The organism is Shinella sp. 20P9.1.1 (assembly GCF_057798995.1).
Map to the genome: position 1 here is coordinate 483108 of NZ_JBYOLC010000001.1, position 21541 is coordinate 504648.

Consider the following 21541-nt stretch of genomic DNA (forward strand, 5'->3'; position numbering starts at 1 on the left):
GCACCACCCTATTAGTCCGGCGGCGTTGCGCCGCCGGAGCCCAGAGCCTCCGGCCAGAGCGCAGGAAGCCAGAATTCAAGAGGAACGCCATGAGGCGCTTTGAATACCACCGGGCAGACACGCTGGAGCAGGCCTCCCGCCTTCTCACCGATCTCGGCGAGGACACCTTTCTGTTCAACGGCGGAACGGATTTGCTGGTCGAGATCCGCGAGCGGCTGCGCCGTGTGCGCAACGTCGTCGATATCAAGACGATTCCCGGCCTCTCCGACATCACCTATGACGAAACCCGCGGCCTGACCTTCGGCGCGCTGGTGACCGTCGGCCGGCTGGAGCGTCTTGCGCTGGTGCGCGAACGTTATCCGAACCTGCGCGCGGCCTTCGCCTCGCTCGGCTCCATCCAGGTGCGCAACCGCGCGACCGTCGTCGGCAATGTCTGTCGTGCCTCGCCATCGGCGGATACGATCCCGCCGCTGATCGCCGACGGTGCCTTCATCCACATCTACAGCCGCACCAACATGCGCGTCGTGCCGCTCGCCGAATTCTTCACCGGCCCCGGCAAGACCGTGCTCGCCAAGGGCGAAATCGTCACCGGCATCACCGTGCCGCCGGCCGCCGACAATGCCGGCAAGGCCTATCTCAAGCACGGCCGCCGCAAGGCGATGGAGCTTTCCACTGTCGGCGTCGCCGTCAGCCTCTCCATGGATGACGGCGTGTGCAGCGATATCCGCATCGCGCTCGGCGCGGTCGGCGCGACCGTGCTGCGGGCGCCGGAAGCCGAAGCCATGCTGCGTGGCACGCGGCTCGACGCGGCAACCGTCAAGAGCGCCGCCGACAAGGCGATGGAAGAGTGCACGCCGATCAGCAACGTGCGCGCGAGCGCCGATTACCGCCGCGACATGGTCGGTGTCCTGACCGGCCGCGCGATCAAACAGGCATTGGAGGCCTCCGCATGAAACGGATCGTCGAACTCACCATCAATGGCGAGCCGCGCGACATGACGGTGGAGACCTGCTGTTCGCTGCTCGACGCGCTGCGCGACGATGTCGGCCTCACCGGCACCAAGAAGGGCTGCGACGTCGGCGACTGCGGCGCCTGCACCGTCATCGTCGATGGCCAGCCGGTCAATGCCTGTCTGATGCTCGCCGTCGAGGCGGAGGGCTGCACGGTCGAGACCGTCGAAGGGCTTCAGCCTGGTGTCGATGTGCTGCATCCGTTGCAGGATGCCTTCATGCGGCACGGCGCCTCGCAATGCGGTTTCTGCACGCCGGGCATCCTGATGATGGCCAAGAAGCTGCTCGACGACAATCCGCGCCCGACGGATGAGGACATCCGCTTCGGCCTGAGCGGCAATATCTGCCGCTGCACCGGTTACACCAAGATTTTCGACGCGATCAAATCCGCCGCGCTCGAGATGGAGGCAGCAAGATCATGAACATCAACACCCCTATCGAAGAGCGCGAATTCAAGATCGTCGGCAAGAGTGTTCGCCGCGACGACGTGCTCGAAAAGGTGACGGGCGAGGCCGAATATACCGGCGACGTCAAACTGTCCGGCATGCTGCACGGCAAGATGAAGCGTGCCGCCATCGCGCATGCCCGCATCAAGAGCATCGATGTCAGCAAGGCGCTCGCCTATCCCGGCGTCAAGGCCGTGCTGACCCATGAGACCGTGCCACGCGTGCTGCATTACGGCTCGCCGCATCCGCGTTCGGCCTCCTGCACCAAGGACCAGTACATCCTCGACAACAAGGTTCGCTTCTGGGGCGAGGGCGTCGCTGCCGTCGCCGCTATCAGCGAGGAGATCGCCGACGAGGCGCTCGACCTGATCGAGGTCGAATACGAGCCCTTGCCTGCCGTCATCGAGCCGGAAGACGCAGCCCTGCCGGGCGCGCCGCTCATCCATGAGGTCGGCCCCGGCGGCAACCTCGTGCTCGATCCGGTGCGTGTCAACCGTGGGGATATCGAAGCCGGCTTTGCCCAGGCGGATTTCATTCTCGAAGGCACCTTCTCCGGCGGCCGCCCGCATCCGGCCTATATGGAGCCGAATGTCTGCATCGCCGATTGGGATGGCTCCAACAAGCTGACCTTCTGGACCTCGACGCAGTCGTCCTTCATGGTGCGCGGCATCCTGGCCGAAGTGCTCGGCCTGCCGCTGACCAAGGTGCGCGTTCTGGTCGATCACATGGGCGGCGGCTTCGGCGCTAAGCAGGATTGTTTTCAGCACGAATTTTTGTGCGCGCTTCTCGCTAAGGAGACGCGCCGGCCGGTGAAGATGGAGTTCACCCGCCACGAGACCTTCGTCGCCGGCCGTGCCCGTCATCCCTGCAAGGTCTGGCTGAAACAGGGCTTCAAGAACGACGGCACGCTCGTCGCCCGCGACATGAAGCTCGTTTACGATTCTGGCGCCTACGGTTCGCACGGTCCGGGTGTCACCATCGTCGGCACGACGGCCGCGACCTCGCTCTATCGCTGCGAGAACATCCGGCTCGAAGGCCGCTGTGTCTATACCAACACGCCGATCAACGGCGCGTTCCGCGGTTACGGCGTGGTGCAGAGCTACTACGCGCTCGATATCCAGATGGATGAGGCGGCCGAGCGGCTCGGCATGGACCCGGCAGACCTGAAGCTGAAGAACGTGGTGCGGGCCGGCGATATCGCGCCCTCCGGCCACCCGATCCTCGGCCATGGCCTGGAAATCTGCCTCCAGCACGGCATGGACGTGCTCGACTGGAAGTCGCTGCGCAACCGCGACCGCACGCCGGATCCGAAGCATCCGCATATCCGCAAGGGTTGGGGCATCGGCTGCGAAATGCACGGCTCCTCGGCCTATCCCGGTATCAAGGAGCAGGGCAACGCCACGGTGAAGGTCAACGAGGACGGCACCGTGACGCTGCTCACGGGGGCTGCCGGCCTCGGCACCGGCGCACACACGGCGCTGGCGCAGATCGTCGCCGAAGAACTCGGCGTCCGCTTCGAGGATGTCGGCGTCATCCACGGCGATACGGACGTCGTGCCGTGGGATATCGGCGCCTTCGCCAGCCACACGACCTATCTCGTCGGCACCGCCGCCAAGATGGCTGCTACCAAGGTGCGCGCGTCCGTTCTCGAACGCGCCGCGATGAAGCTTCAGGTCAAGGCCGACGAGCTCGACCTTTCCGAGGGGAAAATCTTCGTCACGGCTGAACCGGGCCGCTTCACGTCGGTCGCGGAAGCTATGGGCCCGTCCCGCGGCATTCCCGCCGCCAACATCTTGGCGAATGGCACCTACGAACCGACGAAGTCCTATTCCTTCGCCGCCCACTTCACCGAAGTGGATGTCGATACGGAGACGGGCATTGTCGAGGTCAAGCGCGTCGTGCCGGTGCACGATATCGGCCGGGTCATCCACCCGATCGCCGCGCAGGGCCAGATCGAGGGCGGCATCCAGCAGGGTATCGGCCACACGCTGACCGAGGACTACATCATCGACAAGAAGACCGGCCGGTCGCTCAATGCGGGCCTCGTCGACTATAAGATGCCGCTGTCCATGGATATGCCGGACATCGAGACGATCATCCTGGAAGCTGCGCCCGATCCGGGCGGCCCCTGGGGCGCCAAGGGCGTCGGCGAAGACCCGATCATCGCCATCGGCCCGTCGATCGCCAACGCCATCCACGATGCCATCGGCGTCCGCTTCCACCACTATCCGATCACCCCGGAAGACATTCTGAAAGCCTTGAGGGAGAAGGGCGCATGAACATGCACATCGAACCAGCCACGAAGAAACTCCCGATCACGATCCTCACCGGTTTCCTTGGATCGGGAAAAACCACACTGCTCAACTACATCCTCACCGAACGCCACGGTCACCGCATCGCCGTCATCGAAAACGAGTTCGGGGAAGTGGACGTCGACAGCGATCTCGTGCTCGCCTCGGACGAAGAGATCTTCCAGATGCAGAATGGCTGCATCTGCTGCTTCGTCGACGTGCGCAACGATCTCATCGACGTGATGAAGAAGCTGCTCAGCCACAAGGACAAGTTCGACCACATCATCGTCGAGACCTCGGGTCTCGCCGATCCGACCCCGGTCGCCACCGCCTTCTTCGTCGACCGCAGCGTCGCCGACGAGGTGGAGCTCGACGCTATCGTGACGCTGGTCGATGCCATGCATATCGACCAGCACCTCTACGACCCGGTGCTCGACGGCAGCGACAACCAGGCGGTCAACCAGATCGTTGCGGCCGACCGCATTCTCGTCAACAAGGTCGATCTTGCCTCCGAGGAAGGCCTTGGTGAGCTGGAGGGCTCGCTGCGCAAGCTCAATCAGACGGCGCCGATCCTGCGCTCGACCTATGGCCAAGTGGACCTGTCCAACATTCTCGGCGTCAAAGGCTTCCGCCCATCCTATGTGCGCGAGCGCGCGGAAATCCTCGACATCGACATGGATGACGATGGCGATGCGCACGGCCATCACAGCCACGATTGCCATGACGCGGCCTGCGACCATCCGGAGCACGACCATGGGCATCACCTCGAATGCCACGACGCTACCTGCGATCACCCGGACCATCATCATGACCACAAACATGATCATGCCCCGGCAACGGCGCTGCGCCCGCACCGCCACGATGCGACGGTGAAGTCCCATTCCTTCGTCTACCCGCAATCCTTCGACGGCGAGAAGCTGGCCGGATTCCTGAAGGACTATCTCGGCGAACACGGCGACGAGATCTTCCGCACCAAGGGCATCGTGTCGGTGGCGAACGACGACCGGTTCTTCGTGCTCCAGGCGGTGCACAAGCTGGTCGATTTCCGGCCGGATCACGCCTGGGGCGAGGATACGCCGAAGTCGAAATTCGTCTTTATCGGCCGCAATCTCGACCGTGACGGCATCGACAGAAACTTGCGCGCCTGCCTGGCGGCCTAGCGGCGCTTCTCCTGCCGCTATCTGCCTGCTCAAGACCTTCTGTCTGAACCGCCCGCGCACCCTCCAGCGCGCGGGCGGTCGCTGGCGTTTTTCTGGCAAAACATATTAAAAAACAATCGCTTAGATTGATATTTTTATTGACATAAAGCCGCCGCCATGGTCTTTTTGGCGTCGAGTATAAGCACCGACAATTGCTCACCGTCTGTTGGAAGATGAGGCTGCGATGTCGATGCTGACTACGATAGGAACACCCGCCGTTTGCGCCCCGTTCGGGGCCTCGGCCGTTCTTCTCCGTCATCGGCGTTTCCTGAGTTCGCGGATCCACGCCCGGCTTTTGCCGGCATGGCGTTCATCGCGCGGCCCCGCATCGACCGGACCCTCTACGACAGGAGAACAGGAATGATAATCGACCTAAGCTGCTACCCCACCGACCTGGTGGACCTGGCTTGGCGCCACGATGGACTGCCCTTCACCGGCGATAAGCTTTTGAAGATGATGGACGGCCCGTATTATGTGAACGGCAAGCCGCGCCGTGTGGACAAGGCCTTTATTCAGCCGCCGCAGGGCAACACCATCTACACCCACGAGATCATGGACCTGGAAGGCAAGGCCGCCATTCGCCAGTACATGGGCTATACGGAAAAGATGGTGACCGAGCATCCCGACCGCTTCCTCGGCTGCTTCGTCTACAATCCGCGCTACGGCGTGCAGAACGGCGTCGACGAAATCGAACGCTACGCCAAGGAATTCGATTTCAAGATGGTCCAGCTGCAGGCGAACATGCACGCCTACCGCCCGGACCGCGCGCTCGACTGGCTGCGCCCGGCCATGAAGAAGTGCGCCGAGCTCGGCCTGATGGTGAAGGTGCACACCGGCGACGGTCCGTACTCGATCCCGACCGAGTTCTACCCGATCATCCGCGAGTTCCCGGAAGTGAACTTCATTCTCGCGCATTTCGGCGTCCAGACGGGCGGCGTCTATGTGTTCGAGCCGATGCAGATGGCGCTGGATACGCCGAGCGTCTACGTCGAATCCGGCTGGTGCCTCCAGTCGCGTATCGTCGAATTCGCCAAGGTCCTGCCCAAGCACAAGATCCTCTTCGGCTCCGATACGCCGCCGAACGAGCCGGGCATGTGGATCAACCTTCTGGAGGTCCTCTGCCACGAGCCGCCGCAGGGCCTGAACCTCTCCGAGGACGATCTGGAAGACTACCTGGGCAACAACCTCGCCCGCATGATCGGCCTCGAGCCGACCAAGCCGCCGGCAAGCGTCGAGGAAGCCGAGGCGTATCTGCGCCAGCACGGCGTCCAGATCGCCGCGTAAACGAACGGAGTGAACAATGATCATCGATACCCATCTTCACCCGACCAACCTCGTCGACGAGGCATGGCGCCATACGGGTACGCCCTTCACCGGTGAGCGCATGCTCAAGCTGATGGACGGCCCCTACATGATCAACGGCAAGCCGCGCCGTATCGACATGGGCTTCATCCAGCCGCCGCCGGGCAACACGGGCTACCGTGACGGCAACCGCAAGGGCCGCGAGGGCATTCGCGACTACATGGCCTATATCGCCGAGCTGTGCGAAAAGTATCCGGACCGCTTCATCGGCAACTTCAACTACAACCCGCGCTGGGGGCCCGAAAACGGGGCGGCGGAGCTGGAATTCCACGTCAAGGAATACGGCTTCAAGATGCTGAAGCTGCATGCCAACATGCACGGCTACCGCCCCGACCGCGCGCTCGAATGGCTGCGTCCGGCGATGAAGAAGTGCGCCGAACTCGGCGTCGTCGTCCTCATCCACACCGGCGACGGCCCGTACACGATCCCGACGATGTTCTACCCGATCATCCGCGAGTTCCCGATGGTCAACTTCATCATCGGTCACTTCGGCATCCAGACGGGCGGCAACTACTCGTTCGAGTCGTTCTGGATGGCGATGGATACGCCGAACGTCTACTGCGAATCCGGCTGGTGCTTCCAGTCGCGCATCGTGGAGTTCGCCCAGCAGCTGCCGAAGAACAAGATCGTCTTCGGCACGGACAGCCCGCCGAACGATCCGGGCATGTGGCTGCGCGAGCTGGAAGTGCTCTGCAAGGACCCGCCGCACGGCATCAACCTCTCCGAGGACGATCTGGAAGGCTATCTCGGCAACAACATCGCCAAGCTCGTCGGCATCGATCCGTCACCGCCGCCGCGCAATCTGCAGGACGCTCAGGCCCGCCTGACGGACAGCTATGCCGGCGTCGACCGCGCCACCGGCAAGCACCTGCTGCAGCCGGCTTGATCTGAAACGAAATGCCCGCCGCTCTCCGGCGGCGGGCAAGACCCCTTATCCGGTCTTCGGCGACCTTTTCCCTGTGAGAGGGAAGTGCCGATTTTCCTTTCTCTGCAAGGAGATGGCGCCGAAGGCGGATAAGGGCGTTTTTACATATCGGGCGGCCTGATGCGCCGCCAACCCCGAGCACCGAGGCCGAGAGATGAGCCAGTACCACAAGCAAGACGTCCGCCGTTTCCTGGCCGATTACCAGGTGGAGCATCCCGAGGACGTCATCACCATCGACCGGCCGGTCTCGGACGATCAGGACGCCACGGCGCTGATCTGGAACCTCGCGGACAAGGGCCAGCATCCGATGCTGCACCTCAAGAATGTCAGCGGCATCGGCGCAGAGGTCGTCTGCAATATCTTCGCCTCGCGCGATCGTATCGCCCGCCTGCTCGGCTCGACCGCAGACAAGCTGCACGAGGCCTATCAGGCCCGCTCCAACCGACCGTTCACGCCGGAAGTTCTGGAAAGCGGCCCGATCACGGAAGAGATCATCTCCGGCGATGACGTGGATCTCAACGCGCTGCCGATGCTGAAGCACTTCGACACCGACCGCGCGAAATACATCACGTCGGGCATCATCATCGGCGAGCACCCGGAAACCGGGGCGGGCAATCTCAGCTATCACCGCGCGATGATCCATTCGAAGAATTCGCTCGCAACTTCACTGCATTCGCGCGGCCATCTCTGGCGCCTGATGAACATGTCGAAGGAGAAGGGCAAGCCGATGCCGGTCGCCATGGTGATCGGCGGCCACCCGCTGTTCATGATCGCCGCTTCCGCCCGCCTTGCCTTCGGCGAGGACGAGCGCGATGTGGCCGGCGGCCTGATGGGCGAGCCCTTGCAGGTCGTGCGCACGCCGAAATACGGCATCCGCGTTCCCGCCCATGCCGAGATCGTGCTGGAAGGCGTGATCGATCCCGAGGCGCATGTCGAGGAGGGACCGTTCGGCGAGTTCACCGGCTATTCCTCCGACCGCTCGACCAACAACCTCTTCACCGTCGAAACCATCATGCGCCGGCGCGATGCGATGCTCGTCTCCGTCGCCGGCGGCAATTCGGCCGAGCACCTCAACCTCGGTCGCGTACCGCGCGAGGCCGAGGTGGTGGAAAAGCTGAAGGCCCGCTTTCCCTCGATCACCGCGGTGCACTACCCGTCGTCCGGCACCCATTTCCACGCCTATATCGCGATGAACCAGACGCGCGAGGGTGAGGCACGGCAGGTCATGCTCGGCCTTCTCGGCTGGGACCAGTATCTGAAGAATGTCGTGGTGGTGGACGCGGATGTCGATATTACGAAGGATTCGGAAGTGCTCTGGGCGCTCGCCACGCATTTCCAGCCGCACAAGGATGTCGTGATCATCGAGGGCCTGCCGGGCAATGCACTCGACCCTTCGGCGAGCGGCATCGGCACCACCTCGCGCATGGGGCTGGATGCCACGCGCGGCCCGAATTTCCATGGCGTGCGTGCGCGTATCAGCGATGAGGCGTCCGCGCGTGCCGCCGCCCTCCTCAAATCAGCGGGATAAAGGTCATGACGCGGCCAAGACGCATGATCGTCGGCATTTCGGGCGCTTCCGGGGTCATCTACGGCAAGCGCATCCTTGAAGTGCTGCGCGACCTCGAAATCGAGACGCACCTGATCATGTCGCGCGCCGCCTGTATCACGCTCGCGGCCGAGGCGGATTTCACCAAGCAGGACCTGGAAGCGCTGGCGACGACCACCCATTCCAACAAGGATATCGGCGCGGTCTGCTCCTCCGGCTCCTACAAGACGCTCGGCATGATCGTCGCGCCCTGCTCCGTGAAGACCATGGCGGAGATCGCGACGGGCACGACGGACAACCTGCTGTCCCGCGCCGCCGACGTGGTGCTCAAGGAGCGCCGACGTCTCGTCCTGATGCTGCGCGAGACGCCGCTGCATCTCGGCCATATCAGGAACATGGCGCAGGTCACGGAAATGGGCGGCATCATCTATCCGCCCGTGCCGGCCTTCTACGCCAAGCCGAAAAGCCTTGAAGAGATGGTCGATCACACGGTCGGCCGCGTGCTCGATCTCTTCGACCTCGACCCCGGCATCGTGCGCCGCTGGGAAGGAACGCAAGGAGGGGAATGACATGGCCGCCCGTATCGCTGAGAGCCCGGAATGGATTGCCGCTGAACCCCGCGCCGCCTTCCTCTCCGACGATGCGATCGACATTCTCTCTTTCGCCGCCGATGCGCTGGATGACGGTCGCGCCGCTGCGCTTGTCACGCTTGTCGAAATTCGCGGCGGTGCCGCCCGCGCCATCGGCGCGCAGATGTCAGTGCGCGACGACGGTCTCTATTGCGGCTTCGTCTCCGGCGGTTGCACGGAAGCCGCCGTCGCCGCCGACGCCGTCATCGCCCTGAGCAAGGGCATGGACCGCAATCTCCGCCTGGGCGAGGGCTCGCCTTTCTTCGATATCGTGCTGCCCTGCGGCGGCGGCATCACGCTCGCCATTCATGTCTTGCGTGACGGTGCGGTGCTGCGCCGCACGCTGACGGCACTTCGGCGTCGCAGCCCCGTGCGTCTGCGTTACCACCCTGGCACCCAGGCCCTGTCTTTCGAGCCGGGCGAGGGCGCCAGCGGCTGGGAAGACGACACGTTCGTGCGTGCCTACCGCCCGAAGCCGCGCCTGGTTCTGGCCGGCACGCCGATGGAAGCCGGCGCGGTGGCGCGGATTGCGACGGCTTCCGGCTACGAGGTCGTGACCATTGAGCGCGGCCAGGCGCCGTCGCCCGACCAGCTCGATGCCGATACGGCCGTCGCACTGTTCTTCCACGATATTGACCGCGAATTGCCGCTCTTCGATGCAGCTCTTGCCTCATCCGCCTTCTATATCGGCGCGCTCGGCAGCCGCCGCACCCATGCCAAGCGCTGCGAGGCGTTGCGCGGGCGTGGTCACGGCGAAGACGACCTTGCCCGCATCAAGGCGCCGATCGGCATTTTCGACAAGGCTCGCGACGCCAATGCGCTTGCGCTCTCCGTCGTCGCTGACATTGCCGAGACCTATCTGCACGCCGCGCGCGCCTGAGCACTGCCCCTTCATCGCGTCCGTCGTTGCGCCTATCGTGACCCGACGAGAATCACCGGGCGGACGACGATGGCGGAACGACGATATGGCGAGGCAGCGCCGAAAACCGAGATCACGATCGCCGGTGCGGACTGGTATGGAAGGCAGATCGAGCGCGAGCGCCATGAGAAGACGCTGTTTTCCGATCTCGATATGAGCGAGGCGCAGACGCTCGGCGCGGTGTTCCAGGAATGCACGTTCCGCCGTGCCCGCTTCAATGCCTCGACACATCAGGCGAGTGCTTTCGTCAACTGCACCTTCGTCTCCTGCAAATTCTTCGACAGCCGCTTCACCGAATGCAAGCTGGTCGGCAGCATGTTCGATGCCTGCGATTTCGACCAGATGCAGGTTTCCGGCGGTGACTGGTCCTTCACCGGCCTGCCTGGCGCCGTGCTCGGCCGTGCCGTCTTCAAAGGCATCCGCCTGCGCGAGGCCGATCTGACGGGCGCCTTTTGCAAGGGTGGCTCGATACGCGATGCCGACCTCTCCGGCGCCTGGCTGCATGCCGCGGACTTCACGGCCTGCGATCTGCGCGGCAGCGACCTCAGCGCCATCGACCCGGCCAATGTTCACCTGAAAGACGCGATCATCACGATCGACCAGACCATCGTCATCGCCGAGGCGCTTGGTCTCGACGTGCGGATGACGTGATTTTTCGCCTCGCATCGGGACGTGTTTTCGGACGGTGGCGGCGCAGAGGGTGAGGTCGGCATGGGAACGGCGGTAGATGACCTAGCTGCACGGCACGAGCCCGCGCGGTACCCGCGCGCCTTGAAAACGAAGGGATAGGCGACCCACTTGCGGATGCAGATCAGCGCGTTGCAGCCGAGATATCATAGATATATTATATTCGCGTAGACGCGTTTTCTGGGAGGCCTAGATAGAGTGTAAAGGAACCGGACGGTGCTGGTCCGGGCCTGAGGAATCGCTTTCACCACGCGGGACGGTCATCCCGGCCTACGGAAGTCTCAGAGAAACGGCGTAACGGCCAGCGGCAGGGTCACGACGATGACGAGGCTCAGAAACAGGGCGGAAACCAACTTTAGACGGTTGCGCTTTCGGGTGGATTCTCCGGTCCAGTCATACGCCATACTCTTCCCCTCATAGGCACGCGTGTCGCGATTGCATTCGCGAGCGGGCAAATCTGTCTGCAACGGGACGTCACTGCAACCCCTTAAATCTTTGGGTTCTTTCAAAAAATCCGTTTCCCGCGGCTCGAGCGAGCCCCGGCACAGGCGATGCGCAGCCGTGCGGCCTGCGTTTCCCGTTTCCCGACAGCGGCGAAGCGCTTCCTGTAATATGCGGCGGGCGCGATAGGCGCTGAGGGGCGCAGGCTGGCCGGTGCTGCGGGCCTGTTCGAGATGCTTGTCGATATTGCGGATGGCGCGCGCCAGGCGTTCGGTGGGCGGCAGTTCGGGCAGGGGCGAGCGGAAGCGTCGCAGGGGCATGTTCATTTCCTCGAATCGGCCCCGTCATGGCGCCGCGTGGACCCTAGCCGGCTCGTCGTTCGAACCAAGCGACTCATGATTGCGAGGCCTGTTGCGGTGCGTAAGGCCTCAAGGCCGGCCGGAAAATTTGAATCGAATGCCGTCTATCGCCAGGCCGCAGGCATCGGGCGGACGCCGCCGCGCCTCATTTTGAGACGCGGCGGCGTTCCGAGCTTTACCCGCGCGGCCTGCGCTGGGCGACCACCATGCCGGCCATGATGAGCACGACGCCGAGACTTGAGAGCCAGAGCGAAAGCCGGCCGGATTGCAGGAGATCGATCGCAAGGCCGCACACCATCTGGCCGCCGATGATGAGAAGTGCTGTGTTGACGGCACCGATGCGGGCGACGAGCCAGCTGCTGAGCGCCACGAAGACGACGCCGATCGGGCCGCCGAGATAGGCGTACCAAGGCGCATTCGTGGCACCGGCGGGCCACAGGCCGCCGAGCGCGAGGCCAAGCAGCGTCAGCGCGATAAAACCGACGAAGTGGTTCCAGAAGGAGGCGATCAACGGCGAGGTCGAGAGGCTAAGCCGGCCGTTGAGTTGGCGGCTGAGGCCGACGAGTAGGCCGGCTGCACCGGCAATCAGGATGAACGGGCTCATGCAGCGCCCCTTCCGGCCAGAAGGATCAGCAGGCTGCCGGCCATAACAAGGGCAAGTGCGGCGAAATCCCGGATGGTGATGCGACGCTTCGGCAGGCCGAACAGACCCCAGCCATCGGCGACGAGGCCGAAGACCAGCTGGCCGGCAAGGCCGAGCGCAAGCGTGCCGGGCAGGCCGGCGGGCGAATTGACCGCCATGGAGGAGAGCACGACGGTCGCCGCCCCCGAGAGGCCGCCGAGATAGGCCCAGAGCGGCGCGGGTGGTCTTGGTTCCACGGATGCGCGGCGGCGGGGCAAAACGAGGAGGAAAAGCAGAGCCGCAACCGTTCCCGTCGCATGGGCGGTCCAGGAGGAGAACAACGAATTGCCGTGGTGAGCGAGCGCGCCATTGAACTGCACCATCAGCGCCAGCAGGCCGCCGGTGCCGAAGGCTATGAGAAAACCGAGCGGGTGGGCATGATTTTGGGAAGTGGAATGCATCGTTGGCCTCCGGCGCGGATGCCGACCCGATCGCCCGCACCTCCAGGCTCCTGTCAGCAAAGCGGCTGAAGATCAAGCCGGCTCTTCGCTAGAGCATTTCCGCTTTTCTTCGAATCGCGAAAACGCTCTATCTTTTTGTTTGCGCAATTCCGGACGCAAAACCGCTTCGCACTTTTGCTGGCATTGCTTCAGAGACGTCCATAGGCGCCGCCGGCACCGGATATGGCGGCGAGGAAACTTGCGAGACCGGCCGAACGTAGGGGCAGATAGGATTTTCCCTGTTCGCGGCACAGGCGCTTCACGAGGCCGACGGCGGCATGGCTGATGTGGTCGACCGGGAAGAGGATGGTCGCAGCCTGCCCGACGAGCGCCGGCAGCAGCGTCGTGCTGTCCTCCATGCCGCCGTCATGCAGCAGCAAATCGACGTTGCGGGTTTCCGCGCAGGACCGGAGATGATCGAACAGGTTGCGTCGGCCGCCGACATAGAGCACCGGGCCGCTCTGTTGCGGAATAACGTGTTTGGCGCCATGCCAGTCCTCGGCGGCGATAATGGCCTCGAGCGTCTCGTTCTCGCGCAGGATCGAATGGGAAAGATCCTGCAACTGTTCGTGTTCCCGCTGTAGGGCGTCGTAGCACTCCTCGGCTTCCTTCAGGCGTCGGGCGAGCATGCCGGCGCGCGTATCCTCGGTATCGGCGCGGCCGGGAAGGGCGGTGTCCTCGCTGCGGGCGCGCTGGGCATGGGCAGCCAGCGCTTCGGCGTTGACGGCTCGCTCCTCCATCTGGCGAAGACGCTGTTGCAAGGCGATGCGTTCCTCGGCGGCTGTCTTCAAGCGCATTTCCTGCCGGGCTGTCTTTTCCCGCTCGGTTTCCAGTTCCTTTTCCAGCTGGGTGAGGCGGGCGATATCGAGGCGGCTGGCGCTGCCGACGAGATGCGAGAGCATATGCACTTCGCCGAAGATGTCGCGCACGAGGGCAGGCGGCGTTGCGGGATGGCTCATCAGCGCCCAATACGGGCCGGCAATGTCGCCGCGGTCGAAGCTTTCGCGCCAGATGCGCCGGAGCGCCGCCTCGTCCGCCTGCCGGGGGATACGCTTGATGGCGGCTTCATGGCGCTTGTCGAGCGCCTTGTTGAGCATTTTCGCCGCCTGGTCGCGCTGGCCGGCGAGGCGTACGCCACGACCGTGCAGGCTGTGGTCGGTCGCGGTTTCCGCATCCTCCTGGCCGGTCTTGAGCAGAATCTGGCGCAGCTCGCCATTTGTCAGGCAGGTGCCGATGATCGAGCAATGGAAGGTCGTGGGAATGTCCCAGGTCTTCAGGCGCTGTGCTCCGGTCTTTTCTCCGGCAACCTGCGGCGGCCGGCCGGCGGGAGAGACAAGCAGCGAAATGGGTGTGGCGGGCGGCAGGAGACGGGGCTGGGTCGGCATGGCTTATCCTTTCAACGTTATATCTCACGAAATATAACGATTGGGAAGAGCATGCCGCCGCCCGTGTGCGGCATGTGATTTTCCGGGGAGGCGGCCGGGTGAGCGGGAAAATCCCGCGCATCCGCCTTCGCCATCGGGGACTAAAGAAAGAGGTGGACGATCAGCGACGTGAGGACGGCGTTGAGGCCCATGGCGATGCCTGAAAACAGGCCTGCGATCGGATCCACGGAATAGGCGCGCGCCGTGCCGATGCCGTGCGAGGCAAGGCCGACGGCGAAGCCGCGGGCGCTGAAATCCTTGATGCGCATGGCGTTCATCATCGGCGTGACGATGATGGCGCCGCAGATGCCGGTGAGCACGACGACGGCGGCAGTCAATGCCGGGTCGCCGTTGAGGCCGGAGGAAATGGCCATGGCAACGGCTGCCGTTGTGGATTTCGGCGCAAGCGAGGCGACGACGGACGAGGAGAAGCCGAAAAGATGGGCGAAGAAGACCGTCGCGCCGACCGCGGTGAGGCTGCCGGCAATGAGGGCGGCCAGCATCGGCACGAGGTTGCTCTTCACCAGAGAGAGCTTTTCGTAAAGCGGGATGCCGAGCGCGACGGTCGCCGGGCCGAGAAGGAAATGGATGAACTGCGCACCTTCGAAATAGGTCTTGTAGTCGATACCGGCGAGGCAGAGCACGATGGCGATGACGGCGATCGTCAGCATGATCGGGTTGAGCAGCGGATTGCCGGGGCGAAGGCCCGTAACGGCGTTGGCGGCGAGCCAGACGACCAGCGTTCCCGTCAGCCAGAGCAGGGGGGAGGTGGCGAGATAGACCCAGAGCGCACTATTCATCGGCATAGCCTCCGGTCAGACGCTTCACCAGAATGAAGACCCAGACGGTCACCGTCAGCGTGATCACTGTCGACAAAAGCACGATCGCGAGCAGCGCAAAACCCCGGTCGCGGATGAGATCGAGATGCTGGATGATGCCCACGCCGGCCGGCACGAAGAGAATGCCGAGATTGGCGAGGATGGACCGCGAGGTCTCCAGGGTCTGCTGATGCGCCGGCTGAAGCGTCTTCATCCCGCCGGTCAGCGTCAGCACCACGGCGATCATCGCCATGCCGATGACCGGCCCCGGCACGAAGCCGCCGAGAAAATAGGCCGTCACTTCGCCGATCAATTGAAAGATCAGCAGGATCGTTATTCCGACAAGCATGCATTCCCCCTCGTTCCATGCGCCCGACGCGGCAGGGCTCCGCTCCATGAAAGGAGTAAAGGCGTTTCGCCGTGAAATCCATGGTTCTCGGTGGCCGGCTTTTCAGGAATGGGGACGGCCAGAAAGAAGGGTTGTCTTGTCGGCCAATAGTATGATTGACTTACGAAAATGACATCCGGCGATCGGATGCCGAGGGTTGTTGTCAAAGAACGGGGAACGGAAATGAACAGGGAAACGATTTCGAGCCGCATGCGTCCGCTGCTCGCAGGTGCTGCCTTCTCGCTGCTGCTCGTCTCGGGCGGCATGGCGCCGGCTTTCGCCGAAACGCCGGCCGATACGCTGGTCCAGGCCTGGGCGATCGACGATACGATCACGCTCGACCCGGCCGAATCCTTCGAACTGTCGCCGGCCGAATTCATCGGCAATGCCTATGACATGCTGGTCCGTCTTGATATCGCCGACACGACCAAGGTCAAGGGCGGCATCGCCGACAGCTGGACCGTTTCCGACGACGGCCTCACCTATACGTTCAAGCTAAAGCCGGGCATCAAGTTCGCCTCCGGCAATCCCGTCACCGCCGAGGACGTCGCCTGGTCCTTCGAGCGCGTCGTCAAGCTCGACAAGAGCCCTGCTTTCATCCTCACCCAGTTCGGCCTGACGGGCGATAACGTTGCCGAAAAGGCCAAGGCTGCGGATGAAAACACCTTCGTCTTCACCGTCGACAAGGCCTATGCGCCGAGCTTCGTGCTGAACTGCCTGACGGCCACCGTCGGCGCCGTGCTCGACAAGAAGCTGGTGATGGAGCACGCCGAGGCCAAGACGCCGAGCGAGGAATACAAGTACGACACCGATTTCGGCTATGGCTGGCTGAAGACCAACTATGCCGGCTCGGGCCCGTTCAAGATCCGCGACTGGCGCGCCAACGAAATCCTCGTTCTGGAGCGCAACGACAACTACTACGGCGAAAAGCCGGCACTCGCCCGCGTCATCTACCGCCACGTCAAGGAAAGCGCCACGCAGCGCCTGATGCTGGAAGCCGGCGACGTCGACATCGCGCGCAATCTGGAGCCGGGCGATCTCGACGCCGTTTCCAAGAATGCCGATCTGGCGACGACGAGCGCGCCGAAGGGCACGGTCTATTACATCAGCCTCAACCAGAAGAACGCCAACCTCGCCAAGCCCGAGGTGCGTGAGGCCTTCAAGTATCTCGTCGATTACGATGCGATCGGCTCGACCCTGCTCAAGGGTATCGGCGAAATCCGCCAGACCTATCAGGCCAAGGGCGTGCTCGGCGCGCTGGAGGCGAGCCCCTACAAGTTCGATGTGGCGAAGGCCAAGGAACTCCTGGAAAAGGCCGGCCTGAAGGACGGCTTCTCCGTGACCTTCGACGTGCGCAACACGCAGCCGGTGACGGGCATTGCCGAATCCTTCCAGCAGACCGCCGGCCAGGCCGGCGTGAAGATCGAGATCATCCCCGGTGACGGCAAGCAGACGCTGACCAAGTACCGCGCCCGCAACCACGACCTCTATATCGGCCAGTGGGGCATGGACTACTGGGATCCGAACTCGAACGGCGAAGCCTTCACGTCGAACCCCGACAACAGCGACGATGCGTCGGTCAAGACGCTCGCCTGGCGCAATGCCTGGGACATTCCGGAGCTGACAGCCGAATCCAAGGCCGCCCTTCTGGAGCGTGACAACGACAAGCGCGCCGAAATGTACAAGAAGCTGCAGCAGCAGGCGCTGGAGACCAGCCCCTTCGTCATGATCTTCCAGCAGATCGAGGCGGCCGGCCTGCGCGGTGCGGTCAAGAACTACAAGCTCGGTCCGTCCATGGACACGAACTTCCTTGCACCCGTGACCAAGCAGTGAGCTGAAGGACAAGCTCCTTGAGCACTGTTGAAAGACTGAAGCCTGCAAGGCGCGCCAGCCGGCGCGCCTCTGCGAGGCTGAAATCGGTGGCGGGTTTCCTCGTGGTCGTCGCCACCACCTATCTCGGCCTGCTCGCCGTCACCTTCTTCATCGGCCGCGTCGTGCCGATCGATCCGGTGCTGGCGATCGTCGGCGACCGGGCGCCCGCTCACGTGGTGGAGCGCGTGCGGCTGGAGATGGGGCTGGATCTGCCCTATTACCAGCAGTTCTGGCTCTACATGAAGGGCGTGCTCAGCGGTGATTTCGGCACCTCGGTGCTGACGACCAATCCCGTCATGACCGACATCCGCCGGGTCTTTCCCGCGACCATGGAGCTTGCCACGGTCGGCACGGTCATCGGCGCGCTGCTCGGCATTCCGCTCGGCGTGCTCGCCGCTGTCCGGCGCGGCAGTTTCACCGACCAGGTGGTGCGCATCATCGGCCTCGTCGGTTATTCCGTGCCGATCTTCTGGCTCGGCCTGCTGGCGCTGCTCGTCTTCTATGCGCGCCTCGGCTGGGTTTCCGGCCCCGGCCGCATCGACGTCGTCTTCGAATATACGTTCACGCCGATCACCGGCTTCTTCCTGCTCGACGCGATCCTCAATCGTGATTGGGCGGCCTTCCGGGATATCGTCTCGCACATCATCCTGCCGGCCTCGCTGCTCGGCTATTTCTCGCTTGCCTATATCAGCCGCATGACGCGCTCCTTCATGCTGAACGAGCTTGGCCAGGAATATATCGTCGCCGCCCGCGCCAAGGGCCTGTCGGAGACCCGCATCATCTGGGGCCATGCGCTGCGCAATGCGGCGGTGCCGCTCGTCACGGTCATCGCGCTGTCCTATGCCGGCCTGCTCGAAGGCTCCGTGCTGACGGAGACCGTCTTCGCCTGGCCGGGCCTTGGCCTCTACATCACCAATTCGCTGCAAAACGCCGATATGAACGCGGTGCTCGGTGGCACCATCGTCATCGGTTCCGTCTTCATCGCCATCAACCTGCTGTCCGACGTGCTCTACCGCATGCTCGATCCCCGAACGAGGTCCCGATGAGCGACGCCGCCACCATGACCCGCCGCGAATGGCTCCTGACCGACCGGCCGCAATCGCGCCTGCAGGCACGGCTCGGCCGCGCCTATGTCGCTTGGCGGCGTTTCACCGCCAACAAACTCGCCGTCATCGGCCTTGTCATCATTCTGGGTCTCGTCTTCCTGGCGATCTTCGCGCCGTTGCTCGCACCCCATTCGCCCTATATCGGCGATCTCGCGAAGGCGCGGCTGATGACGCCCGGAGCGGGGCATTGGCTCGGCACGGATGACCAGGGCCGCGACATCCTCTCGCGCCTCATCTATGGCTCACGGCTGACCTTGCAGGTCGTGCTTCTGGTCGCGGTCATCGCCGCGCCCATCGGCCTCTTGGTCGGCACGGTCGCCGGCTATGCGGGCGGCTGGGTGGATGCGGTGCTGATGCGCATCACCGATATCTTCCTCGCCTTCCCGAAACTCGTTCTGGCGCTCGCCTTCGTTGCGGCGCTCGGGCCGGGCATCGGCAATGCCATCATCGCCATCGCCATCACCTCCTGGCCGCCCTATGCGCGCATCGCGCGTGCCGAGACGCTGACGGTGCGCAATTCCGACTACATTCTCGCCGTGCAGCTGATGGGCGCGTCCCCATGGCGTATCGTGCTGCGCCATATCATGCCGCTCTGCATTTCCTCGCTCATCGTGCGCGTGACGCTCGACATGGCGGGTATCATCCTGACGGCCGCCGGTCTCGGCTTTCTCGGGCTTGGCGCACAGCCGCCGCTGCCGGAATGGGGCGCGATGATTGCGTCGGGCCGCCGCTTCATTCTCGATCAATGGTGGGTGGCCGCCGCTCCGGGTGTCGCCATCCTCATCGTCAGCCTCGGCTTCAACCTGCTCGGCGACGGCCTGCGCGATGCGCTCGATCCGCGCGGGAGCGGCCAATGAGTGCGCTTCTCACCGTCGAGGACCTGCGTGTCACCTTCCCGACACGCACGGGCGTCATCGAGGCGGTGCGCGGCGTGTCCTTCACGCTCGGCCGTGAACGGCTCGGCATCGTCGGCGAGAGCGGTTCCGGCAAGTCGCAGACGGGCCGCGCCATCATGGGCCTGACCGCCGAACATGGCGTGATCGACGCCAAGCGGCTGGAGTTCAACGGCATCGACCTCCTCAAGGCGTCGAAGGCCGAGCGGCGGGCGCTGCGCGGCAAGCGCATCGCAATGATCCTGCAGGATCCGAAATATTCGCTCAACCCGGTCATGACCATCGGCCGGCAGATCGTCGAGACGCTGCGCACGCACGAGCCGGTCGGCAAGGCGGAGGCGCGCAGGCGTGCGCTCGATATGCTCGCCGCCGCGCAGATCCGCGATCCCGAACGGGTCTTCGATCTCTACCCGCACGAAGTCTCCGGCGGCATGGGGCAGCGCGCGATGATCGCCATGATGCTGATCGCCGGCCCCGAACTGCTGATCGCCGACGAGCCGACATCGGCGCTCGACGTGACGGTGCAGCTCGACGTGCTCGCCATCCTCAACCGTCTGGTCGCCGGTCGCGGCATGGGGCTGATCTTCATCTCGCACGACCTGCGTCTCGTCTCCTCCTTCTGCGACCGCGTGATCGTCATGTATGCCGGCCGTATCGTCGAGGAGCTGCCGGCGGCAAAGCTCTCCGAGGCGCAGCATCCCTATACGCGCGGCCTGCTCAACTGCATGCCCGAGATCGGCGCGGATCGGCACCCGCTGCCGGTGCTCGACCGCAAACCGGAGTGGAGAACATGACGCCGGCTCTCGCCATTGACGGCCTCAGCGTCGAATACGACGACTTCGTGGCGCTCGACGCTGTCAGCCTGACGGTCGCGCCGGGCGAATCCTTCGGTCTCGTCGGTGAATCCGGCTCGGGGAAATCGACGCTGCTGCGCGCCGTAGCCGGTCTAGCGCCCGTCTCCTCCGGCAGCATCATCGTCGATGACCAGAAGCTCGGAGCCAAACGCGACAGGGCTTTTTACCGCAAGGTGCAGATGGTCTTTCAGGACCCCTATGGCTCGCTGCATCCGCGCCAGACGGTGGACCGCCTGCTGCTCGAACCGCTGGCCATTCATGGTTTTGCCGATACCGAAGGCCGCATCGTGCGAGCGCTTGACGAGGTGGGGCTCGGGTCGAGCTTCCGTTTCCGCTATTCGCATCAGCTGTCCGGTGGTCAGCGGCAGCGCGTGGCGATTGCCCGCGCGCTGATCCTCGAACCATCCATCCTGCTGCTCGACGAGCCGACCTCGGCGCTCGATGCCTCGGTGCAGGCGGAAGTGCTGAACCTGCTCGAACAGCTGCGCGCCACCCGCAATCTCACCTTCGTCATGGTCAGCCACGACCTCGCTGTCGTCACCCATATGTGCGACCGGCTAATGGTCATGCAGAGCGGCCGGACCGTGGAAGAGCTCGCTTCCGGCGATCTTGCCGCCCGCAGGGTGACGCAGGACTATACGCGGGGCCTTCTCACCGCCAGCACGGGTTTTCGGCGCGATAGTGCCTAAAATCGTTTGCTGCCGGAGGCCTGCATGCTAGGCAGACGGCACTTTGTGACCGGATGAAGCCGATGACCGTTTCTTTCTACGCCGATGCTATCGCGGACCTGCGCGCCCTGTTTACAGAGCTGGACCGCAATCCCGACCTCTTCCAGACCTTCGATGTGCATTTGGAGCTGGCGGCGGCCAGCAGTCTCGTCGTCTATGAGACGAAGCGGCGCAAGGGCCAGACGGACAGCCTCTATTACGGCCGCCCGAGTGCAGACGATGCCAACCGCCAGATTTCGCAGGCGGCAGCCTTTGCCGCCATCGACCGCTTCTTCGCGCTCGGCCAGTTCATTGCTTTGACTGGCGACGCAGCGCAGGCGCTCGATACGCAATATCCGCACTGCGCCGTCAATTTTTCCTATCGCAAGAAGGGCCATCCGGCCGCACGATCCATGCTGATGGTGTTCGTCGGGTTCAACGACGAGGCGGATGCTGCGGACTATGTCGCTGCGGCGAAAAATCCTGCGGCGTTCATTTCCGAACGTCCGTACAAATCGGCGAAGGCCTACGAGTGGAAATGAC

The 21541-nt window shown here is 63.8% G+C and carries 22 protein-coding genes; 16 read left to right on the plus strand and 6 right to left on the minus strand.

The features are described from left to right. The first annotated feature begins 89 nt into the window (after window positions 1-89). From AC27VQ_RS02220 to AC27VQ_RS02265, 10 genes are all read left to right on the plus strand, one after another. Entirely contained in the window at window positions 90-953 is an 864-nt protein-coding gene (locus tag AC27VQ_RS02220; RefSeq protein WP_488715023.1) for an FAD binding domain-containing protein, read from the plus strand. After that, window positions 950-1432 (plus strand): (2Fe-2S)-binding protein, encoded by a 483-nt coding sequence (locus tag AC27VQ_RS02225; RefSeq protein ID WP_488715024.1) that lies wholly within the window; start codon window positions 950-952, stop codon window positions 1430-1432. The genes AC27VQ_RS02220 and AC27VQ_RS02225 overlap by 4 nt, the downstream gene beginning before the upstream one ends. Beyond that, on the plus strand, window positions 1429-3735 hold the full coding sequence (locus AC27VQ_RS02230; protein ID WP_488715025.1) for a xanthine dehydrogenase family protein molybdopterin-binding subunit: 2307 nt from the start codon (window positions 1429-1431) through the stop codon (window positions 3733-3735). Before AC27VQ_RS02225 ends, AC27VQ_RS02230 begins: the two co-directional genes overlap by 4 nt. After that, entirely contained in the window at window positions 3732-4907 is a 1176-nt protein-coding gene (locus AC27VQ_RS02235; RefSeq protein WP_488715026.1) for a CobW family GTP-binding protein, read from the plus strand. The genes AC27VQ_RS02230 and AC27VQ_RS02235 overlap by 4 nt, the downstream gene beginning before the upstream one ends. Before the next feature lie 399 nt (window positions 4908-5306). After that, window positions 5307-6230: an amidohydrolase family protein gene (locus AC27VQ_RS02240; RefSeq protein ID WP_488715027.1), complete on the plus strand. Its 924-nt coding sequence runs from the start codon at window positions 5307-5309 to the stop codon at window positions 6228-6230. 16 nt (window positions 6231-6246) lie between these two features. Continuing rightward, a complete protein-coding gene (locus AC27VQ_RS02245; RefSeq protein ID WP_244763001.1) occupies window positions 6247-7194 on the plus strand; it encodes an amidohydrolase family protein in 948 nt (315 codons plus the stop codon). Between the two features lie 193 nt (window positions 7195-7387). Next, window positions 7388-8761 carry a UbiD family decarboxylase gene (locus tag AC27VQ_RS02250; protein WP_488715028.1) on the plus strand — a complete coding sequence of 458 codons (1374 nt, stop codon included), beginning with the start codon at window positions 7388-7390 and terminating at the stop codon, window positions 8759-8761. A 5-nt stretch (window positions 8762-8766) separates the two neighbouring features. Continuing rightward, window positions 8767-9348, plus strand: a complete 582-nt coding sequence (locus AC27VQ_RS02255; protein WP_488715029.1) for a UbiX family flavin prenyltransferase — start codon at window positions 8767-8769, stop codon at window positions 9346-9348. A 1-nt stretch (window position 9349) separates the two neighbouring features. Continuing rightward, on the plus strand, window positions 9350-10288 hold the full coding sequence (locus AC27VQ_RS02260; protein WP_488715030.1) for an XdhC family protein: 939 nt from the start codon (window positions 9350-9352) through the stop codon (window positions 10286-10288). Between the two features lie 69 nt (window positions 10289-10357). Further along, window positions 10358-10978, plus strand: coding sequence for a pentapeptide repeat-containing protein (locus AC27VQ_RS02265; protein ID WP_488715031.1), 621 nt, complete (start codon window positions 10358-10360; stop codon window positions 10976-10978). A 317-nt stretch (window positions 10979-11295) separates the two neighbouring features. Here the strand turns inward: AC27VQ_RS02265 and AC27VQ_RS02270 are convergent, their stop codons facing one another. From AC27VQ_RS02270 to AC27VQ_RS02295, 6 genes are all read right to left on the minus strand, one after another. After that, window positions 11296-11775 carry a hypothetical protein gene (locus tag AC27VQ_RS02270; protein WP_488715032.1) on the minus strand — a complete coding sequence of 160 codons (480 nt, stop codon included), beginning with the start codon at window positions 11773-11775 and terminating at the stop codon, window positions 11296-11298. A gap of 214 nt (window positions 11776-11989) precedes the next feature. Then, window positions 11990-12418 carry a DMT family transporter gene (locus tag AC27VQ_RS02275; RefSeq protein WP_488715033.1) on the minus strand — a complete coding sequence of 143 codons (429 nt, stop codon included), beginning with the start codon at window positions 12416-12418 and terminating at the stop codon, window positions 11990-11992. Next, window positions 12415-12897: a DMT family transporter gene (locus tag AC27VQ_RS02280; protein WP_488715034.1), complete on the minus strand. Its 483-nt coding sequence runs from the start codon at window positions 12895-12897 to the stop codon at window positions 12415-12417. Before AC27VQ_RS02280 ends, AC27VQ_RS02275 begins: the two co-directional genes overlap by 4 nt. Window positions 12898-13085: 188 nt before the next feature. Then, window positions 13086-14321 carry a DUF2325 domain-containing protein gene (locus AC27VQ_RS02285; protein ID WP_488715035.1) on the minus strand — a complete coding sequence of 412 codons (1236 nt, stop codon included), beginning with the start codon at window positions 14319-14321 and terminating at the stop codon, window positions 13086-13088. Window positions 14322-14461: 140 nt separating this feature from the next. Further along, window positions 14462-15160, minus strand: coding sequence for an LrgB family protein (locus AC27VQ_RS02290; RefSeq protein WP_488715036.1), 699 nt, complete (start codon window positions 15158-15160; stop codon window positions 14462-14464). Further along, a complete protein-coding gene (locus AC27VQ_RS02295) occupies window positions 15153-15527 on the minus strand; it encodes a CidA/LrgA family protein (protein WP_488715037.1) in 375 nt (124 codons plus the stop codon). Before AC27VQ_RS02295 ends, AC27VQ_RS02290 begins: the two co-directional genes overlap by 8 nt. A 222-nt stretch (window positions 15528-15749) precedes the next feature. Here AC27VQ_RS02295 and AC27VQ_RS02300 point away from each other — a divergent pair, with 222 nt between their 5' ends. The 6 genes from AC27VQ_RS02300 (at window position 15750) to AC27VQ_RS02325 (ending at window position 21540) form a co-directional block, all read left to right on the plus strand. After that, entirely contained in the window at window positions 15750-17399 is a 1650-nt protein-coding gene (locus tag AC27VQ_RS02300) for an ABC transporter substrate-binding protein (RefSeq protein ID WP_488715038.1), read from the plus strand. Between the two features lie 17 nt (window positions 17400-17416). Next, window positions 17417-18484, plus strand: coding sequence for an ABC transporter permease (locus AC27VQ_RS02305; protein ID WP_488715039.1), 1068 nt, complete (start codon window positions 17417-17419; stop codon window positions 18482-18484). Beyond that, complete coding sequence (gene nikC / locus AC27VQ_RS02310; RefSeq protein WP_421592706.1) at window positions 18481-19401, plus strand: nickel transporter permease; 921 nt, start codon at window positions 18481-18483, stop codon at window positions 19399-19401. The genes AC27VQ_RS02305 and nikC overlap by 4 nt, the downstream gene beginning before the upstream one ends. Beyond that, window positions 19398-20231, plus strand: coding sequence for an ABC transporter ATP-binding protein (locus tag AC27VQ_RS02315; protein WP_488715040.1), 834 nt, complete (start codon window positions 19398-19400; stop codon window positions 20229-20231). The genes nikC and AC27VQ_RS02315 overlap by 4 nt, the downstream gene beginning before the upstream one ends. Next, a complete protein-coding gene (locus tag AC27VQ_RS02320) occupies window positions 20228-20980 on the plus strand; it encodes an ABC transporter ATP-binding protein (RefSeq protein WP_488715041.1) in 753 nt (250 codons plus the stop codon). The genes AC27VQ_RS02315 and AC27VQ_RS02320 overlap by 4 nt, the downstream gene beginning before the upstream one ends. 62 nt (window positions 20981-21042) lie before the next feature. After that, on the plus strand, window positions 21043-21540 hold the full coding sequence (locus tag AC27VQ_RS02325; RefSeq protein ID WP_488715042.1) for a hypothetical protein: 498 nt from the start codon (window positions 21043-21045) through the stop codon (window positions 21538-21540). Window position 21541 lies beyond the last annotated feature (1 nt).

Bases quoted from the DNA above. Each gene is read 5' to 3' on its own strand.
- AC27VQ_RS02220 (WP_488715023.1), top strand. From the start codon at position 90: ATGAGGCGCTTTGAATACCACCGGGCAGACACGCTGGAGCAGGCCTCC.
- AC27VQ_RS02225 (WP_488715024.1), top strand. From the start codon at position 950: ATGAAACGGATCGTCGAACTCACCATCAATGGCGAGCCGCGCGACATG.
- AC27VQ_RS02230 (WP_488715025.1), top strand. From the start codon at position 1,429: ATGAACATCAACACCCCTATCGAAGAGCGCGAATTCAAGATCGTCGGC.
- AC27VQ_RS02235 (WP_488715026.1), top strand. From the start codon at position 3,732: ATGAACATGCACATCGAACCAGCCACGAAGAAACTCCCGATCACGATC.
- AC27VQ_RS02240 (WP_488715027.1), top strand. From the start codon at position 5,307: ATGATAATCGACCTAAGCTGCTACCCCACCGACCTGGTGGACCTGGCT.
- AC27VQ_RS02245 (WP_244763001.1), top strand. From the start codon at position 6,247: ATGATCATCGATACCCATCTTCACCCGACCAACCTCGTCGACGAGGCA.
- AC27VQ_RS02250 (WP_488715028.1), top strand. From the start codon at position 7,388: ATGAGCCAGTACCACAAGCAAGACGTCCGCCGTTTCCTGGCCGATTAC.
- AC27VQ_RS02255 (WP_488715029.1), top strand. From the start codon at position 8,767: ATGACGCGGCCAAGACGCATGATCGTCGGCATTTCGGGCGCTTCCGGG.
- AC27VQ_RS02260 (WP_488715030.1), top strand. From the start codon at position 9,350: ATGGCCGCCCGTATCGCTGAGAGCCCGGAATGGATTGCCGCTGAACCC.
- AC27VQ_RS02265 (WP_488715031.1), top strand. From the start codon at position 10,358: ATGGCGGAACGACGATATGGCGAGGCAGCGCCGAAAACCGAGATCACG.
- AC27VQ_RS02270 (WP_488715032.1), bottom strand. From the start codon at position 11,775: ATGCCCCTGCGACGCTTCCGCTCGCCCCTGCCCGAACTGCCGCCCACC.
- AC27VQ_RS02275 (WP_488715033.1), bottom strand. From the start codon at position 12,418: ATGAGCCCGTTCATCCTGATTGCCGGTGCAGCCGGCCTACTCGTCGGC.
- AC27VQ_RS02280 (WP_488715034.1), bottom strand. From the start codon at position 12,897: ATGCATTCCACTTCCCAAAATCATGCCCACCCGCTCGGTTTTCTCATA.
- AC27VQ_RS02285 (WP_488715035.1), bottom strand. From the start codon at position 14,321: ATGCCGACCCAGCCCCGTCTCCTGCCGCCCGCCACACCCATTTCGCTG.
- AC27VQ_RS02290 (WP_488715036.1), bottom strand. From the start codon at position 15,160: ATGAATAGTGCGCTCTGGGTCTATCTCGCCACCTCCCCCCTGCTCTGG.
- AC27VQ_RS02295 (WP_488715037.1), bottom strand. From the start codon at position 15,527: ATGCTTGTCGGAATAACGATCCTGCTGATCTTTCAATTGATCGGCGAA.
- AC27VQ_RS02300 (WP_488715038.1), top strand. From the start codon at position 15,750: ATGAACAGGGAAACGATTTCGAGCCGCATGCGTCCGCTGCTCGCAGGT.
- nikC (WP_421592706.1), top strand. From the start codon at position 18,481: ATGAGCGACGCCGCCACCATGACCCGCCGCGAATGGCTCCTGACCGAC.
- AC27VQ_RS02315 (WP_488715040.1), top strand. From the start codon at position 19,398: ATGAGTGCGCTTCTCACCGTCGAGGACCTGCGTGTCACCTTCCCGACA.
- AC27VQ_RS02320 (WP_488715041.1), top strand. From the start codon at position 20,228: ATGACGCCGGCTCTCGCCATTGACGGCCTCAGCGTCGAATACGACGAC.
- AC27VQ_RS02325 (WP_488715042.1), top strand. From the start codon at position 21,043: ATGACCGTTTCTTTCTACGCCGATGCTATCGCGGACCTGCGCGCCCTG.